The following is a 16397-nucleotide window of genomic DNA, read 5'->3' on the forward strand; positions in this document are numbered from 1 at the left end:
AATATTAGCTAACAATATGTAAAGATCCAGTAAACAACCTAGTAGCACACTATTTCCTATTCAAAAAATCATCGCTCTAAATTTTTATCATTTAAATCAACGCGATAAAAATAAAAAATTCTTAGCCATATTATTAATCACTTGATTAATTTTTCTCGCAGAGCGACTTAATCGCATTCTGTATCACTTCTACTGATTTTTTCTTTTCAGGGACATTTGGATCCGGCAGTAAAATAACATCAATTAACTGTGCTTTCACTTTTCCACTTTCCATTTGTTTCATTGCAATTTCATTAAGTGGATACTGCATCAGTGTTGCTGGATTAATCACAAACCAAGCGCCATCAGCACGACAATTAAGCATCACCTCTTCTCGTGTAAATGGCCAATCGTCACCAAATTGAAGCTTACTGACCGTTGAAATAGGTGCTGCCGAGAATGCTTGAAAAGAAAATAGCATTAACATTCCCGCTAATATAAAACGTTTCATGTGGATATCTCACTTAAGAAATTAGGTTTTTTCGATTATATAACAATCTATATAGGTGAGTTAATCGCAAAGATGGCGACAGTAAAAATAACCATTGTTCCAAGTAATAGTTCAAGCCAACTATTCACTAGTAACCATTGAAAATTATTTTTCTTACGGATATGAGGAACTAAGACATAACGATTGATTACGGCTAGAGTGAGCATTAACACCACTAAGCTAATTTTAAGCCATAACATACTTTGATATTCAGATGATAATTGTACTGCCGGCCATTCTGGAATTAACATTACGGCACTAATAATCCCCGTAATAGTAACCAATAAAACGGCAATATGACCAAAAAGTGAAAATCGCTTCATTGTACCAATGATAGGTTTGATCATCCCATCTGCAAGCTCGTCTTTATTCCGTAAAAACTGCAAACAAGCGACAAATGGCCATAGACCACCAAACCAATATGCGGCACTAATAAGATGAATACTTTGATTAACTTTATAAAATATTGCTTCTGATCCTGTAAACATTGCACCATGACCAATAGATGCGTGTAAGATCAACATAATTGAAGCAACAATTAATAGAGAGAAGTTACGAATATAGCGTTGGTGTATAAATAAAACAGCTAACGCAATAGTTGCCAAAACTAATTGCCATTGCCAAACTTGACCAAATGAAGTACCTAATACTGCTTTCCATATTTCATATGACCAAGCATCCTCCCATCCATCACCCATAATTCCGGATTGTACAGCCATCCATAGATAAGTCGTAATAAAGACAGTGACAGTACTAATGGCTAATGCAGGACGCAAACGAACTTGAATAAGAGGAATGAACTTCTCTTTTGCAAGAATGGCAGCCGAGAAGCTCAGTCCGAACATAAACATGACTGCCACGAAATGGAAAAAACGGCATAAAATATAAACGTCTTCAGGTGTCATTATTTTACACTAAATTGATAAGAACCTTTTGTCTTGTGCCCATCAACAGAAACAACGTTCCAATTAACTAAATAGCTGCCTTCTGCTAAATCACTTTCTAAAGGCAATAACAATTTAGTATTGTTAACAGGGTCTAAACTTAATTTTCCTACGGTAATTTCTTTACCATCACTATTAGTGACTTTGATTTTACTAAAGGCTAATTCAATGCCTTCAGAGAAGTCTAGCGTAATAACCTTAGGTGCTTGCGCTTGTTCAATAGCAGCACCTTCCGCAGGTAACTGTGATTTTAAGTGTGCGTGTGCTAATGCTTGTTGATATGACATACCAAGGAATAAAACAGCAATAGCCGATAATTTACCCCAAGATGTCTTAAGTGTATTTAATGACATAATAACCTCTTAAATTACAGGTGATTTTTTTATTTATGAAAATATTTTATAGCAAATTTACGTCAAGATCTTCGCTTCTTGATATTAGAAATAAAAGGTTGTGAACTAGCACTCAAAATATATGTTATTTAGACCAGTTTCTGTTTCAAATATCACCCATTTTTACACTTCGAAAAAATATAATACCCATATTGACAGTCTAAACAGTTCAATACATAACCGAATACAACTAAAAGTAAAATAAACATCCTGTATAAATAACAATCAAAAAGAATTTTTAGGATAAAAAATACGCAAAAGAAAGTGGGGAAGAGATAAAAAATAGGAATAAGAATAGAGGTGATACAAAAGAATAAAAAACGCCCTGCTATTCATTTATAGCAGAGCGCAATAATTCATTTCTTAACTTAAGTTATCTAAAGCTTTATTACTAATTAAACATGTGCAGATGTTGATAATGTATTCAGATCTTTATCTAACAAGAATAAAGCCTTACCACTGTCACCAACCATTGCTAATTTATCTAGGATTGATTTGAATAATTTTTCTTCTTCATGCTGTTCTGCAACATACCATTGTAAGAAATTAAACGTTGAATAATCCTGAGTCGTCATTGCAACATGCGCTAATTTATTAATCTCAGATGTAATATGTTTTTCATGTTCGTAAGTTTTATCGAACAATTCAGATAATGATGAGAACTCAGCTGGTGGAGCTTCGATAGCACCAAGTAAAGGCATTGCACCTGTATCACTTAAGTAATCAAATAAACGGTGCATATGTTCCATTTCTTCACGAGAATGTGCTTTTAAAAATTTAGCTGCACCATCAAATCCTTTATCATCGCACCAAGCACTCATTTGCAAATAAAGGTTTGCAGAATAAAACTCTAAATTTAGCTGTTCATTCAATTTATTGATCATATCTTGATGTAACATATTTTACGTCCTTTGCGATGAAAATTAACATTATGGGTATTATGCACACTTAAAAATAAAAATATAGCTATTTAAATATGGTTTTTGTTTATTTTTTCAAAAAAATAGCTGTAATAAAAATAAAAACCAATCTCATTTGTAATATGCCTCCTCCTCTATTTTAATGTTAAATAGTACTTATTATCATTAAGAGTGAACATATATTTAATCATTATCATAAAATGATGTAATTAATTGAAATATAACAACATAATATTCACCCTTGAATTTTTACTTTAGCTTTCATATTTATTAATTTTTTCTTTAGGATCCAGCGCTTCGGAATTAACATTAAATAAAAAATATATTTTATCCATTAAAGAAGATTCAATAATAACCTTTACCTTATATCAACAAATATATGCAAAGTGATATCCATAATAATTATTAGAAAATAAAGTATCCTTTTATTACTTTTATCATTTCAATTTTTTATAATTTCTATTTGATATTTCTACACATTTATTGGTTCAGATAGCCATTTTTTCATTTTTTTTCATATAAAAAATACATAACTCTCAAAAAATAAAAATAATTTCAATTTTTGTACAGTTTTTCATTTTGACTGATAAGATTAGTAGGTAACTCATATTTGTATGCACAAAAAATTAATATAAAGCCCTAATCATAATAAAAGGTTAATTAGGAGCCACTATGACAAAAACAGTGTTAGTACCCGTTGATTTTACAGAGCTTGGTTTATTGGACAAGGTTGTGTCTCATCTAAAAGCATTGTCTGTCGCTGACAAATTGAATATTCATTTTTTATCAGTCATTCCAAGTTATGAGTCTTTTGTCGGATTTGCATTCGCAGGCCAAGATAGGCTAGCTAGTGACAAACAACGTATTGAAATTGCATTATCCACACTAAAAGAAAATTTATCGCATATTGATATTCCCAATAGTACAGCTCAATTTTATGTGTCTATAGGTAATCCCCGCGATAAAATTTTAGAAACTGCAAAAAAAATTCAAGCAGAGCTGATTGTCATTGGTTCTCGTAATCCTGGTATGAAAACTTATCTTCTAGGTTCTACCGCATCTTCCGTGGTCAGTTACGCAGAATCATCTGTATTAGTCGTGCGTTAATCAGCCACTCCCCGCTTTTATAAGAAATCTGGTATTCGTCATAAACCAGATTTCTTATTCTTTTCACCATAAAATCCATTCAAAATAATATTTTATTTTATTGCTCCTATTTTTAAGAGTAGTGATTAAAAATATGCTCTGAAGCAATAAGATAATTATTAAAAAATGATTAAAAATACATTTACTTTAATGCTTTTTATATACCCCTTTATATTAATCATTTCTTAATAAATTTATATTGTTCATAATGTTAAATTATGTAAAGATACTTTTCCTATTAAGACAAAATTTAATCAACAGGGTAAAAGGAATTAAAATGAATAAAGAAATTTCCGAAAAATGGCAAGAACGTTTTTCATTTTTTGATCAATATGGCTCACCTAAAACATCAGAATATAAATCTGCTTATAAGGCTCTTTCTTTTGGTAAGCGTATTCTTATCGGAATGAATATCTGGGCATTTTTCTTTGGTTTTATTTACTTTCTTATTTTAGGTTTATGGCGCAAGGCATTAACATTATTTGCTATTAATATTGCTATTTTTATTATTATTGGTTTTTTACCTGTAAATAACGGTGTTATCAATGCTGTAGGTATCGCAATTAACGTTTTATGGGCTATAACAGCCAACTATGCTTATTACTTGAAAGAAACCAAAAATGATCAAAGCTGGAACCCGTTTGAAGGTGTTCTGTAAAAATAAAGGGGGCTATGGCCCCTTTTATTTTCTCTTATTCTTTTCTTTACTAATAACACGATCCCTCCTTCTCCTTATTTCATAGACACTCTATCCATTACTCTATTTAAACATTTCCATATAATTCTCCATAATAATTTTTTTAATAGAAAATAATGAAATAACACCAAAAGTTCGTTTTTGCCTCAGAAGGATACTTTGCTAATGCTATAATGCATTAACACTAAATTAGGGAAAACGTATGTCTGATCACTTTCAAGGTAAATTTGAAGCCGAACTGAAATACCACCTTCAAAATCCACAAAAATTTATTAACGAATTAAAAAAATCAGGAGCCATATTATTTACGCCTGAGAATCAAGAAACTGATTGGTATATGGAGCATGATAATACTGAATTTTCAGCTTCTACTATCAGTTTATGTGTAAGACGAATGCTCCCCGCTGGAATAAACCTTCTTATCGTTAAAGGCCCTGATTTATCACAATGTGAGGCTGTTCGTATTGAAGATGCAGAAAAAACGGTCTCTATGTTCGCAACGCTTGGTTACCATTGTATTCTCAATTATACAAAATCAAGAGAAATCTATTTTCTAGATAAGTTTCATATCACTATCGATAAATTAGATAAACTAGGCTCATTTGCTGAGTTTGCTATCATGACAGACGATCAAAGCAAACTCTTGCTCTACACTGACCAACTAAGACACTTAGCCGAAAAATTTGGTTTTACAGAAAAAAATCTTGAGAAAAATAATTATAAAACACTAATGTTAAATAACCTCAAATCATAAACAATTTTATTTAGTAGATATCTTCATAAAAATTATCGAAATTCTCAAATCAGAGCACCGATATTCTATCAATAGATGTTGGTGCTTTGTCATTTCTAACTCAGTTTTACCTCATCCACTAAAAAGTAAAAAATGGTGAGTTGAATAGAAAATTTATTTGAGTTCCGTATTTATTATATTTATCTGAGAATTTTATTTCCCGCACCTCAAATAAAGCACTTTCTTAGTCAAAAAATGCCATTTAGATCTAATTTTAAAGATATTATTGTAATTCCACTTATATTAATACCTTGTTTTTACTAGAATTAGCAAAAAAATATATTAATAGGAGGGTTTATGCTTGAAAATTACCTTAATATCTTTATTAAGGCGACTTTTGTTGAGAATATGGCATTAAGTTTCTTTTTAGGAATGTGTACTTTTCTTGCTGTCTCTAAAGAAGTAAAAACCTCATTAAAACTAGGTCTTACTGTTACTGCCTTACTTATTATTGCTACACCTATCAATAACTTAATCTATCATTTCATTCTAAAGAAGGATGCGGTAGTCGAAGGTATTGATCTTAGCTTTCTTAGATATATCACTTTTATTGGTGTTTTAGCGGCATTAGTTCAAATTTTAGAAATGTTTTTAGATAAATTTATGCCTTCACTTTATCATTCTTTAGGGATCTTTTTGCCTTTATTGACTATTCATTGCGCTATTTTTGGTGCCACCATTTTTATGGTTGAACGTGATTACACATTTACTGAATCTGTAATATATGGTGCTGGGTGTGGTATAGGTTGGTTACTTGCAATTATCGCGCTCTCTGGTTTACGAGAAAAAATGAAATATTCAGATATCCCCAAAGGATTGAGAGGACTAGGGATCACATTTATCACGGTAGGATTAATGTCTCTTGGTTTTATGTCTTTCTCAGGGATTTCGCTTTAACCACTTATTTTGCATCCAATTTTCATACATTATTAGGGTCATCATTAATGTAAGCTCTATTTATAAACGGGAGGGTAATATACCTTCCGTTTATAGTGATTTCGTCTGTTTTCTTACTTTTTCTCTAAGGTGATCTTTTTACCTCCCTTTTTAAGGTTAGTTTCTCTTACTTATTCTTTTAAACCAATAAAAAATAATTTAATTTATTGCTATTTTAATCATTATTACTTTTTTATTTTATAAATAGAAACACTCACACTATTTAAATCTAAGTGTTTAAAAACAAACTAATCAGTCACATAAAATTAATAACAAATCAACAGGTTAAAACTTTTTTATTGAGATAATATCTTTTATCTCATTTTTATCATTTATCGTTAACTTTTAATATTTAAGATAAATTAATTAAAAATCAAAGTGTTATAAAACCAATCGATACATTTAATAAATTTATTAATTAGAACAATAAATAAGCATAAAGAATATTTATAAAATGCCGATACTATTTTTTAGTATTTGAAAAAATCAAAAGGATATATGGCATTAAATCAAAGAGTGACCTAAAAAAATATTTTTATTTTTTTCTTAATTCTTTGTCTATACCAATTACAGGAAGTAAAAATAAAACTTAAAAATCAATAAACTACACAGTTATATTTTTATGAAAAAGGAAATAACATTACATGTTTAAGAACTTCAAACAACGTTATTTGCCAAACGTCTCTTTTACTATGTTGAGTTTAAAAACAACCACTTTAGTTTGGCTTATTACAGGCTCTTTAATCTTACTTCTTGGTCTAGCTTGTGTTTTATTCCTCTCTTCAGTCAATGATTACAAGAGAAACTTAAACACGCTAAACAATATCTACCATGAACAATCGCTATTGAATAATACTTGGGAAAATCTCTTACAAACGCGTAATACCCTAAATAGAGCCAGTTCACGCCACTTATTAATTATTAATAAAATGGCCACCGCAAATACAGATATCTCTTCATTATTACAACAAGCTAAAGAAAAACTTCAGCTCGTTGAAAATGGGTGGGAAAGTTTCAAGGGTTTTCCTCATAATGTTGAAAATCAAACTTATATACAACAATTAGAGCAGAAATATACTGAGCTTAATGCAGCATTAATTGAATTTTTAGCCTTTCTAGAACAAGGCAAAACATACGAATACTTAAATCAACCAACACAAACCTATCAAGACAATTTTGAACAAGCCTATACTAACTATCATCAACAGCTAGAAAATTATTACACAGCTTCATTGGGTGAAGGCGAGTTACTGTACGATAAAATTATTTATAGCTTAATTGTCATTTCAATATTAATTGTTATTTTTTCTTTCTTAGTTCAGGTTGTACTACGAAAAAACTTTATTTCACCTTTAAACGCGATAATGAAAAATATCGAAGATATTAGTAATGGAGAATTAGCGACCGATGTCACCACAAAAGGCCTATTTGAAATAAATATTCTCACTACTAATATTCAAAAAATGCGAGACCAGATAAAACGGATCGTAAATAACATCAATCACAGCTCCGGTCTTATTAATTCCGAACTAAGTGATATTGCTGTTATGAACAATAATCTTGCCATTCGTGTTGAACAACAATCAGCGGCTGTGCTTGAAACCTCAGCAGGAATACGACAATTAAGTGTGACATCAAAACAACATGCAGAAAATACACAAACATCATGTGAGTTAGTAACAAAAACAGATACGATGATCCATCAAAGTAATGAAATGCTCGCTAACGTTGTTGAAAATATGCATGAAGTTGTCACGTTCTCTGAACAAATTAACGATATTACCTCTACGATTGACAATATCGCCTTCCAAACAAATTTATTGGCTTTAAATGCTGCCGTAGAAGCGGCAAGAGTGGGTGAACACGGAAAAGGTTTTGCTGTCGTAGCTAAAGAAGTAAGAGAATTATCCATTAGCTGTAACTTAGCATCAAAAGAGATAAAAATACTTGTCGCTAATTCAAGTAAAAAAATAAATCAGTGTTTTCAACTAGCCGCTGACGCAAACGATAATATGGTAGACATTTCTAAACATACTGAAAATATTAATGAAATGATCCACGATATTTCTATTTCTACAAATGAACAAAGTAATGGTATTGCCCAAATTGAAGATGCAATAAATCAATTAGATCAAACAACACAAGCTAACTCAACAATGACACGAGAATTAGTCAGTTCATTAGATTCTTTGCAAACACAATCAGATAGATTAAAACAAGAATTAACTGTTTTTCATCAGTAAGTATTAAATCTACCTACAGCATAAAGCTATCTTAATCTTAGGATAGCTTTCTTATTACTGATTTAGACCAATACTAAAAATGGCTAAATTCAGGGATCTCTTTTTTACCATGTGATTTTAGAAAATCTAACACTCTTCTTGGAGTTACATTCAGTATACGCTCATGTGGAAAGTCTATTTGGGCTAATACTTCTAATACTCGATCAAAATTTCCTAGTGAAGAAGCTATATGTGAGTCAGAACCCAATGCAATTAATCCTCCAGCATCACGCACTGCTTTCGCTATTTCTATGCAGTTTTTTTCACTTCCTACTCTAGAATGAATAAATGATGAGTTATTCATTTCTAAAGCAACGTTGTAAGTGGCAGCTGCTTTTGCAACTTCAGCAATATCTATTGGATATTTTGGATTCCCCGGATGCGTAACCATTTGAATACAGCCACTTGCTATTGTTGCAATTAATGCTTTTGTATTATCAACAAGGCCTAATGAGCTCATTACAGGATCATGAAAACCAGCAAGCACAATATCTAATTTCTTGCTCATTTTCTCACTGCAATCTGTTTCACCTTTAATATTTTTAATATTCGCTTCTATACCATAAAGAATACCAACACCATCAATAATACGAGGGATCACCGGTAAGTTAGAAAAATGCCATTCATGAGGTGCATCATCCATATCTGGGCCATGATCAGTAATTGCAAATAATTGAATTCCCTGCTTTTTAGCTTGTTGGAAATATTCACTAACTGTGCTGTAAGCATGTGTGCTAGCAATAGTATGAGCATGTAAATCAACGGGATACATAAATAACTCCTTCCTAAAAATACCTAACAACTAACAAGCGATATACTATCCACTTCACTTTTTCTCACATTAGCAAGAAATGAAGATAATTTTTGATAAATATGCTTTAATCTTTAACATACTATTTAATATCAAATAGATAAATAAAGTTTCACTTTAGTACTATACACAAGAATTTTGAAAACACATTATATTGTGTAATTTCATTTTAAATATGGCTTTCAACTCTATAAAAGGTTATTTATGTTCAGCTATCCAGCAGTCGCTCATTTTGATGAAGAAAGTGAAACTTACGAAATCACCTACCGTGATTTTGATAATATACACGCTGTTGCTTATACAGAAGATGATATTGAACTAGAAGCCTCTGATATTTTGCATGTAGGTCTTGAAGAGTTTGTTGCGAGCAAACTGCCTATTCCAACACCATCAAAAGCACAAGCTGGTGATTTCATTGTCTACTTACCTCTTATTAGCTGCTTAAAAATTGCGTTACATAATGCGATGTTAGAAACAAAAACAAAAAAATCTGATCTTGCAAGAAAGATGAATTTAACGAGTGCTCAAATAGAGCGTCTACTTGAAATTAATCAGACCTCAAAAGTAGATAGTCTAGAACAGGCACTTTATTTATTAGGCTATTCCATTTCTGTCAGCGTTAATAAAAATATCAATCAATAATAATTAAAATAAAAATGGCTCTAATTAATTAGAGCCATTCGTATTAGATTATTTCACAACCAGTATGTAAGATAATTAAAGCTTTTTACTTGCTAAGAAATTCGCATGGTTTGTATAAATAGCAACAATATCTTCACCACGCCCGACCAACCCAGCAACCTGATTTACCATATCCAGATGATCCTCAGCATAATCATCTTTAATCAGTTTACCTAATCGCATACTTGTACGACCGACCAAACCGTCATTTTCACGCTCAGTAAAGAATGCACTTAATACACGCATTGCAGCATGAGTAGGATCCAATAAATTGCCTTTTTCTCCGGCAATCAAACCTTGGATATAACTACCAAATGAATAGTAATGAACACCGTTTACGATTTCTTTACCTTCACCACCTCGAATGGCTGGCAGCCCTTGTGGATACTTTTTATTAAATTCCATCACATTTTCAGTTGTTAATGCTTCTAATGCAGCAATGGCATCTTGTGGATTACCACGATTACCTGAAAATGTAGAAATAATAGTACCAATCGCTTTCATTACCGCATCAGCAATATATTCAGGCACACTATCTTTACGCATAATACGTCGCACTAGATCCGCAATCTCTGAACCGTGGTTTACCCCATTAACAGAGGTAACAGAAGCAATGCTTTTAGCATGTTTTGCAGCAACATAACGACAAGCTAATGGACCTTGGCTATGACCGATTAAATTTACTTTTTTTGCTTTCGTTTCTTTGAGAACTTTTTGCACAAATTCCCAAAGTTGTTCGCCACGAACTTCGTTCGAGTTAAATGCAGAAAGAGATGCGGTGAAGACTTTATGGCCATCCTTTTCTAAAGCATCAGCGATACCATAGAAATAAGGATAACCGACGATATCATCAAAACCAGATAAACCATGAACTAAAACAATTGGATATGTAGTTGACATATATTCCACTCCTTGGGTTTAAATTAATTTATTTAATTTGCTAAACATCCTATTAGCAATACTTAAAACAACAGATGGAATACAATATTTAACATATAATATTTGAAGTACAAAAATTATAGTAAACATCATATTTTGATACCTTAATTGTTCTAAGTGTTATTAGCATAATCGCTATTTTACGATCGTAAAGTATTATTTTAATCAATTTCAACTTTTTACTAATAGTCTTAATTAACTTCAGAGAAAATCAACATACCTTCAATCATACCTTCTGCTTTTTTTAGTTTTTTTCCAATATACGTATCCGAACATTGTTCATATTTTGCAAGCTGAATAAATGTTTTACCAAAAACATAATAATTAATAAGTAACTGATAATCTTCTTTATTGTGCATCATCAATTTTTTCATTAAATCGTTGATAATATTAGCATTATGACAGGTGCATTTTTTTCTTAATTTTATACGATCTGGAATAACTTCTTTTTTATTATTATTCAATAAATTAATAGCATCTTGGTCATTAGCAACCCATGATCCCCACTCTTCTAAAGTTTTTGAAATATTTTTCATATTAACATCCTTATTTTTCCATAGGGTAATAATTGCATCCTGCAATCATTTAAGATGACTCATTAAATACTTAATGAGTATTAATACCAATATAGTGTTCAAAGTATAATTTACAACTCAGATTTATAAAGATATTAAGCTTAGGACTTAGTTTATTGATAGTAATGAAAATAAAGGATATTAAATAGCCATTTTAATTAGAAATTAATTTTTTAGATTATAAAAATATTTTTTCTTAAAATGGCTATAAATATAGGAGAGTAGCAATTATGGCAAGACTTCTTCCGGACGTAAAGTGAGCACTTCATACCCTGTTGCTGTGACTAAAATAGTATGTTCTGATTGAGCAGATAATTTTTTATCTCTTGTCACAACAGTCCAACCATCTTTTTTGGTTTTTATTTTAGCGCCGCCTTGATTAATCATTGGTTCAATCGTGAAAGTCATACCTTCTTTTAATTCAACGCCTTGCCCTCTAATACCATAATGTAATACTTGTGGAGCCTCGTGCATTTCTCTTCCTATTCCATGCCCACAGTATTCTCTCACTACACTATATCCATGACTTTGTGCAAAGCTTTGAATAGCATGACCAATATCACCTAATGTCGCACCTGGTTTTACTTCCTTAATACCTTCCCACATTGCTTGATACGTTGTTTTTGCTAATTTTCGCGCAATAGGAGACGCCTCTGGCATGATATACATTTTACTAGAGTCCGCAATAAACCCGTTTTTTTCTAATGTAATATCAACATTAATAATATCTTTACTTTTTAAGCGCTCATCTGATTTTGGCACGCCATGACAAACAACTTCATTAATAGATGTATTTAACACATATTCATAGCCATATTGACCTTTACTTGCTGGTCTCGATTGAAGTTCATTGACAATAAAGTTATCAACTTTATCGTTAATTTCCAATGTAGAAACACCTGGTACAATAAAATCATCAAGCATTGTAAAAACTTTCGCTAATAAGCGTCCTGACTCACGCATTAACTCAATTTCATCGGCCGTTTTAATCGTTATTTTATCCATTCTTTTTTCCTCTTATTCTACTTCTTGCTTGATGGCTTCTTTTTCCAGCATTTCATTGATAATCATTGGAAACGTTTTATCTGGATTTAATTCTGCTTGAATACCAATTTTTATCCAAAACTCTGCCTGAGCATTAACAGAGCGAGACATCACATTGCTTGCTTTTCGCAAGTACTCATGTAATTCATCAGAAATTTTTACAATACCCACGACACTCCTTATATACAGATCATAACAAAACATATACGTTCTATAATAGAATCAAATTCTGCTTCTTTCAATTGTTATTAGATTGTTGTTGTAGGCATAAAATGCCTAAATAAGAAAATAAGGAGAAATAGAAGAAAATAAAATTAAAAATAACGAGAATATATCTTCACTTTTCACATAGTTTACTGCCTCCAGTCCACAATTTCATAATATTTGACTTCAAACTATCCTAAATTATGACTATTTTTCTTTAAATATTACCACCCTAAGAATTAGCTGAGAGACAAATTAAAACACAAACGCTAATTTAATATTAATAAAGTTTAGAAACGAATTTCGTATAAATACTAAGGAAAGCAAAATATGAATTTATTCAAAACAATCGCATCACTTTCGTTACTAAGTAGTGTTTTAATACTAACCCCAGGCTGTACAACAATTGAGAGAAACTATCCTACTAGTTCAAGTGTTGCTAATGAGCAAACTGAAAATAGAACGCTTTCAACAAAATGGGGAGAAAATTTATCTTCTGTTACTGAAAGTGTTGAAGCATATCGATTATCAGAAACACCTTCACAAACAACATCTATATTTTATCAAAGTGGTGTACCTTCCAGTTCTTATTCAAAAATTGCGCGTGTTAGCGAAAGCCCAGTAAAGCTATCAATCTTAACTGAACACAGAAATATAATTCCATTATATCACGCTCAAAATAATCAATATTTATTGTATGGAAAACAAAATGAGCGCTATATTATTTTCTTACATAACACTAGCCATAAATTAATATACGAAGCTGTTATTACTGTTGATGGCCTAGATGTTATCACTGGAACCGCTGGCTCTTATCAAAATAGAGGTTATTTACTAAGACCGGGAGAGACTCTATTTGTTGAAGGTTTTAGAAAAAATCAGCAACAAGTTGCCGCTTTTCGCTTTGCTACACCTGAGGAAGGATATGTAAATTATAATGCCCAAGGTGATAAAAGAAATACAGGTGTAATTGGTGTTGCACTTTTTGAATCAGAAGAAGGCGCACAAAAAATAACGAGAAAATGTAGTTATTTACCAAACCCTTTCCCAAATAGTAACTATGCACCAGAACCTTGTATCCCTTAATCTTTATTCATTAATTCTCTTCTTCTAAAAATAGCGTAAATCATTACGCTATTTTTTAATTTTTGAAAAGTAAGACGACTGGCTCTTTATATTAACATTTAATGCTAATGTACTTTTTTATACTTTATTTTTTAAGTATATTAGTTTCTGACAACTCAAATCCCCCCTGTATACCATTCTCTTTTTCTTTATTATTTATATAAGCTTATAGGAGTTATTATGCCTGAAAAATCACATCGCATTATACTAACTGGTGGCCCTGGCTCTGGGAAAACCACACTAATAAACGAACTTAAAAATAAAGGCTATCCTTGCTCTTTAGAAGCAGGAAGAGCCATTATCCAAGATCAAAGTGTTATTGAAGGAAATGCATTACCGTGGGTAGATCCTAATGCTTTTGCACAAGCAATGCTGATTTGGGAATTACGGTCATGGCATGAAGCAAGCAATAATAAAATGCTTTATTTCTATGATAGAGGGCTCCCTGATATTGCAGGATATTTACTCCTATGTGGTTTAGCTATTCCCAAACACATTGATAAAGCAATTACCTTATTTCGTTATTCTACAAATGTGTTTATAGCACCACCATGGCCAGAGATATACACTCAAGATCAAGAAAGAAAACAAACAGAGAAAGAGGCAAAAGAAACCTATTTAGCTATGATAGCTGTTTATAAAAAATATAATTATAATTTAATAGAGTTACCTAAAATAGAAATAACTGATAGGGCTAATTTTATTATTAATAAAAGTTAAAGAGTTATTATCAGCCAGTAGTAATTACTGGCGTAGATAATAGTATTAATTTTTAATAAGAAGCCATGATCCGTAAATCAGGTTTTTCTCCTCGCATAATAGCTCGCTGTTGTTCATGAACAGCTTCATTAATTGCTTTTTGCTCTCCTGGTGTTCGAGTATTCTTACCACAAACTAATGTAGAACACACTGGACTGTTTATTCTATGACTTCCTGAATTACTCGTACTAAAAGTAACATTATCAGTAGCACAACCTAGTAATAGAAATGATAATAATAAAGTGATTGCTATACGCATAATTTTCCATATGAAATTAAAGTTTAAATTGATATTAAAGTATTAATAAGCATCAAAAGTATAATGTGGTTTTTGTTTCCATTTGAATTCAACTGTTTGTTTTTTTTCATTCCAAATAGGTTCAGGAACTGGCATGGTAAAGCTTATTTTTTGAATAGGCTTTAATATTGAATTATTATTGCTTAAATACTGATTGTTTATTGATGGTTTTTTCTCATTTAAATCAATTTTAAAAATTTGTCCAAGCCTTTGTTTTTCTTCTTGAACTTCCATTTCAAAACGAGATTGCTTTCCCAACATAAAAACCAAGTTATTATTTACCTCGTGATTATCAGGAGTGAAATTACCAGTGTGTGTCTTAATTAATGTAGCTTGAGTTGTTTTATTAGTAGTACACCCAGAAATTATAAATACAGAAAGTAATAAAAATAAAAAGTAATACATAAATTAAATATCAATAAGAAATAGGAGTAAATAATTATTCCATAAAATCGATTCATCAACAAAATAAATTTCACTATTTATATAAAAATAGAAAAATTCGCTCATAAAATGATGATAAAAAATAATTTAACCTATAGGGGCACCAAAAACACAGAGCATAATAAAATCTTAAGTAAAATAATAAGAATGACAAAAACACACCTATTAATAATTAGTATAAATAAATAGGAATCATGCTTAAGAGGAATATATAGTAACCAACCATATTAAATTATTTTTATATAGAAATAAAAAAGGGCACCAATTAGGTGCCCGTAGAGTAGAATAAATAAAATTTAATTCAGTTTTTTATAGTGTGATTTAACAAAAGAATCTAAGTATATTTCTGTTTTATAATGAATAAACTCTATTTTTTTATCATTTGGTATAAATAATGGCGTACCCTCACCTAATAAAATAGGTATTCTAGTTATTATAAGTTCATCCACAAAACCTTCATTAATAAAGCCTTGCACTGTTTTTCCACCATCAACATATACTCTGTTATAGCCATCACCTTCGATTTTTTTTATTATCTCAGTGACATTTCCAGATAAAACACTCACATTATCTGGCAATGAAGTTGGTAGTTCTTTAATCGTATTACTTAGTATAAAAACAGGTTGCTCATAGGGCCATTCAATATCAAACCCCATTATTGTTTCAAAAGTTGTTCTTCCCATAACAATCGCATCAATACCACTAAGAAAGTCTGCAAAACCAAAGTCTAAATTTTCAGGATTTTCAATATCGGTAAGCCAATCAATATTACCTTGTTTATCAGCAATATAACCATCCAAGCTTGTTGCGATATAAACTACAACATTCATTTTTAATACTCTTTCTTAGTAAAGGCACTTTAATTTAGCATTAAATAA

20 protein-coding genes are annotated in these 16397 nt (G+C 31.0%); 8 read left to right on the plus strand and 12 right to left on the minus strand.

Annotated elements, in window-relative coordinates:
* Nucleotides 1-145 precede the first annotated feature (145 nt).
* The 4 genes from GTK47_RS14395 to ftnA all read right to left on the minus strand — a co-directional run bounded on the left by GTK47_RS14395 (nucleotide 146) and on the right by ftnA (nucleotide 2764).
* Complete coding sequence (locus tag GTK47_RS14395) at nucleotides 146-490, minus strand: YebY family protein (protein ID WP_165124339.1); 345 nt, start codon at nucleotides 488-490, stop codon at nucleotides 146-148.
* Between the two features lie 47 nt (nucleotides 491-537).
* A complete protein-coding gene (gene copD / locus GTK47_RS14400) occupies nucleotides 538-1434 on the minus strand; it encodes a copper homeostasis membrane protein CopD (RefSeq protein ID WP_165124342.1) in 897 nt (298 codons plus the stop codon).
* Nucleotides 1434-1826, minus strand: coding sequence for a copper homeostasis periplasmic binding protein CopC (gene copC, locus GTK47_RS14405; protein ID WP_165124345.1), 393 nt, complete (start codon nucleotides 1824-1826; stop codon nucleotides 1434-1436). Before copC ends, copD begins: the two co-directional genes overlap by 1 nt.
* A 434-nt stretch (nucleotides 1827-2260) precedes the next feature.
* Nucleotides 2261-2764: a non-heme ferritin gene (gene ftnA / locus GTK47_RS14410; protein ID WP_075673382.1), complete on the minus strand. Its 504-nt coding sequence runs from the start codon at nucleotides 2762-2764 to the stop codon at nucleotides 2261-2263.
* A 693-nt stretch (nucleotides 2765-3457) separates the two neighbouring features.
* Between ftnA and GTK47_RS14415 the strand changes: the two genes are divergently transcribed.
* From GTK47_RS14415 to GTK47_RS14435, 5 genes are all read left to right on the plus strand, one after another.
* Nucleotides 3458-3892 carry a universal stress protein gene (locus tag GTK47_RS14415; protein WP_165124348.1) on the plus strand — a complete coding sequence of 145 codons (435 nt, stop codon included), beginning with the start codon at nucleotides 3458-3460 and terminating at the stop codon, nucleotides 3890-3892.
* A 316-nt stretch (nucleotides 3893-4208) separates the two neighbouring features.
* Nucleotides 4209-4589 (plus strand): DUF2628 domain-containing protein, encoded by a 381-nt coding sequence (locus tag GTK47_RS14420; RefSeq protein WP_165124351.1) that lies wholly within the window; start codon nucleotides 4209-4211, stop codon nucleotides 4587-4589.
* 241 nt (nucleotides 4590-4830) lie between these two features.
* On the plus strand, nucleotides 4831-5382 hold the full coding sequence (gene cyaB, locus GTK47_RS14425) for a class IV adenylate cyclase (RefSeq protein WP_165124354.1): 552 nt from the start codon (nucleotides 4831-4833) through the stop codon (nucleotides 5380-5382).
* A gap of 336 nt (nucleotides 5383-5718) precedes the next feature.
* Nucleotides 5719-6318: an NADH:ubiquinone reductase (Na(+)-transporting) subunit E gene (gene nqrE, locus GTK47_RS14430; RefSeq protein WP_165124357.1), complete on the plus strand. Its 600-nt coding sequence runs from the start codon at nucleotides 5719-5721 to the stop codon at nucleotides 6316-6318.
* 683 nt (nucleotides 6319-7001) lie between these two features.
* Nucleotides 7002-8600, plus strand: coding sequence for a methyl-accepting chemotaxis protein (locus tag GTK47_RS14435; RefSeq protein ID WP_165124360.1), 1599 nt, complete (start codon nucleotides 7002-7004; stop codon nucleotides 8598-8600).
* A 73-nt stretch (nucleotides 8601-8673) separates the two neighbouring features.
* Here GTK47_RS14435 and GTK47_RS14440 read toward each other — a convergent pair whose 3' ends face one another.
* Nucleotides 8674-9411, minus strand: a complete 738-nt coding sequence (locus GTK47_RS14440) for a phosphatase (RefSeq protein ID WP_075672612.1) — start codon at nucleotides 9409-9411, stop codon at nucleotides 8674-8676.
* A 243-nt stretch (nucleotides 9412-9654) separates the two neighbouring features.
* Between GTK47_RS14440 and GTK47_RS14445 the strand changes: the two genes are divergently transcribed.
* Complete coding sequence (locus tag GTK47_RS14445) at nucleotides 9655-10092, plus strand: hypothetical protein (RefSeq protein ID WP_165124363.1); 438 nt, start codon at nucleotides 9655-9657, stop codon at nucleotides 10090-10092.
* A gap of 75 nt (nucleotides 10093-10167) precedes the next feature.
* Here GTK47_RS14445 and GTK47_RS14450 read toward each other — a convergent pair whose 3' ends face one another.
* From GTK47_RS14450 to GTK47_RS14465, 4 genes are all read right to left on the minus strand, one after another.
* A complete protein-coding gene (locus tag GTK47_RS14450; RefSeq protein ID WP_165124366.1) occupies nucleotides 10168-11031 on the minus strand; it encodes a triacylglycerol lipase in 864 nt (287 codons plus the stop codon).
* 230 nt (nucleotides 11032-11261) lie between these two features.
* Nucleotides 11262-11606, minus strand: coding sequence for an antiterminator Q family protein (locus GTK47_RS14455; protein WP_165124369.1), 345 nt, complete (start codon nucleotides 11604-11606; stop codon nucleotides 11262-11264).
* A gap of 267 nt (nucleotides 11607-11873) precedes the next feature.
* On the minus strand, nucleotides 11874-12650 hold the full coding sequence (gene map, locus GTK47_RS14460; protein WP_165124372.1) for a type I methionyl aminopeptidase: 777 nt from the start codon (nucleotides 12648-12650) through the stop codon (nucleotides 11874-11876).
* Nucleotides 12651-12662: 12 nt separating this feature from the next.
* A complete protein-coding gene (locus GTK47_RS14465) occupies nucleotides 12663-12860 on the minus strand; it encodes a ParD-like family protein (protein WP_036913277.1) in 198 nt (65 codons plus the stop codon).
* Between the two features lie 363 nt (nucleotides 12861-13223).
* On the opposite strand from GTK47_RS14465, the gene GTK47_RS14470 reads away from it, so the two are divergent.
* Together GTK47_RS14470 and GTK47_RS14475 are read left to right on the plus strand one after the other, a co-directional pair.
* Complete coding sequence (locus GTK47_RS14470; RefSeq protein WP_165124375.1) at nucleotides 13224-13979, plus strand: hypothetical protein; 756 nt, start codon at nucleotides 13224-13226, stop codon at nucleotides 13977-13979.
* A gap of 219 nt (nucleotides 13980-14198) precedes the next feature.
* Entirely contained in the window at nucleotides 14199-14738 is a 540-nt protein-coding gene (locus tag GTK47_RS14475; RefSeq protein WP_165124378.1) for an AAA family ATPase, read from the plus strand.
* Between the two features lie 52 nt (nucleotides 14739-14790).
* Here the strand turns inward: GTK47_RS14475 and GTK47_RS14480 are convergent, their stop codons facing one another.
* The 3 genes from GTK47_RS14480 to GTK47_RS14490 all read right to left on the minus strand — a co-directional run bounded on the left by GTK47_RS14480 (nucleotide 14791) and on the right by GTK47_RS14490 (nucleotide 16349).
* The gene (locus GTK47_RS14480; protein WP_165124381.1) at nucleotides 14791-15036 is read right to left on the minus strand and encodes a hypothetical protein; all 246 of its coding nucleotides are present in this window, start codon (nucleotides 15034-15036) and stop codon (nucleotides 14791-14793) included.
* Nucleotides 15037-15078: 42 nt separating this feature from the next.
* Entirely contained in the window at nucleotides 15079-15480 is a 402-nt protein-coding gene (locus tag GTK47_RS14485; RefSeq protein WP_165124384.1) for a hypothetical protein, read from the minus strand.
* Between the two features lie 335 nt (nucleotides 15481-15815).
* Nucleotides 15816-16349 (minus strand): dihydrofolate reductase family protein, encoded by a 534-nt coding sequence (locus GTK47_RS14490; RefSeq protein WP_165124387.1) that lies wholly within the window; start codon nucleotides 16347-16349, stop codon nucleotides 15816-15818.
* Nucleotides 16350-16397: the final 48 nt, after the last annotated feature.

Origin of the sequence: Proteus sp. ZN5, from assembly GCF_011046025.1 — a bacterium.
GTDB lineage: Bacteria > Pseudomonadota > Gammaproteobacteria > Enterobacterales > Enterobacteriaceae > Proteus.

What these genes read in the sequence shown, in the direction of transcription:
- GTK47_RS14440 (WP_075672612.1), bottom strand. Translation starts at nt 9,411, where the DNA reads ATGTATCCCGTTGATTTACATGCTCATACTATTGCTAGCACACATGCT.
- GTK47_RS14450 (WP_165124366.1), bottom strand. Translation starts at nt 11,031, where the DNA reads ATGTCAACTACATATCCAATTGTTTTAGTTCATGGTTTATCTGGTTTT.
- nqrE (WP_165124357.1), top strand. Translation starts at nt 5,719, where the DNA reads ATGCTTGAAAATTACCTTAATATCTTTATTAAGGCGACTTTTGTTGAG.
- GTK47_RS14445 (WP_165124363.1), top strand. Translation starts at nt 9,655, where the DNA reads ATGTTCAGCTATCCAGCAGTCGCTCATTTTGATGAAGAAAGTGAAACT.
- GTK47_RS14455 (WP_165124369.1), bottom strand. Translation starts at nt 11,606, where the DNA reads ATGAAAAATATTTCAAAAACTTTAGAAGAGTGGGGATCATGGGTTGCT.
- cyaB (WP_165124354.1), top strand. Translation starts at nt 4,831, where the DNA reads ATGTCTGATCACTTTCAAGGTAAATTTGAAGCCGAACTGAAATACCAC.
- GTK47_RS14475 (WP_165124378.1), top strand. Translation starts at nt 14,199, where the DNA reads ATGCCTGAAAAATCACATCGCATTATACTAACTGGTGGCCCTGGCTCT.
- map (WP_165124372.1), bottom strand. Translation starts at nt 12,650, where the DNA reads ATGGATAAAATAACGATTAAAACGGCCGATGAAATTGAGTTAATGCGT.
- GTK47_RS14490 (WP_165124387.1), bottom strand. Translation starts at nt 16,349, where the DNA reads ATGAATGTTGTAGTTTATATCGCAACAAGCTTGGATGGTTATATTGCT.
- GTK47_RS14485 (WP_165124384.1), bottom strand. Translation starts at nt 15,480, where the DNA reads ATGTATTACTTTTTATTTTTATTACTTTCTGTATTTATAATTTCTGGG.
- GTK47_RS14480 (WP_165124381.1), bottom strand. Translation starts at nt 15,036, where the DNA reads ATGCGTATAGCAATCACTTTATTATTATCATTTCTATTACTAGGTTGT.
- copC (WP_165124345.1), bottom strand. Translation starts at nt 1,826, where the DNA reads ATGTCATTAAATACACTTAAGACATCTTGGGGTAAATTATCGGCTATT.
- ftnA (WP_075673382.1), bottom strand. Translation starts at nt 2,764, where the DNA reads ATGTTACATCAAGATATGATCAATAAATTGAATGAACAGCTAAATTTA.
- GTK47_RS14435 (WP_165124360.1), top strand. Translation starts at nt 7,002, where the DNA reads ATGTTTAAGAACTTCAAACAACGTTATTTGCCAAACGTCTCTTTTACT.
- copD (WP_165124342.1), bottom strand. Translation starts at nt 1,434, where the DNA reads ATGACACCTGAAGACGTTTATATTTTATGCCGTTTTTTCCATTTCGTG.
- GTK47_RS14415 (WP_165124348.1), top strand. Translation starts at nt 3,458, where the DNA reads ATGACAAAAACAGTGTTAGTACCCGTTGATTTTACAGAGCTTGGTTTA.
- GTK47_RS14420 (WP_165124351.1), top strand. Translation starts at nt 4,209, where the DNA reads ATGAATAAAGAAATTTCCGAAAAATGGCAAGAACGTTTTTCATTTTTT.
- GTK47_RS14395 (WP_165124339.1), bottom strand. Translation starts at nt 490, where the DNA reads ATGAAACGTTTTATATTAGCGGGAATGTTAATGCTATTTTCTTTTCAA.
- GTK47_RS14470 (WP_165124375.1), top strand. Translation starts at nt 13,224, where the DNA reads ATGAATTTATTCAAAACAATCGCATCACTTTCGTTACTAAGTAGTGTT.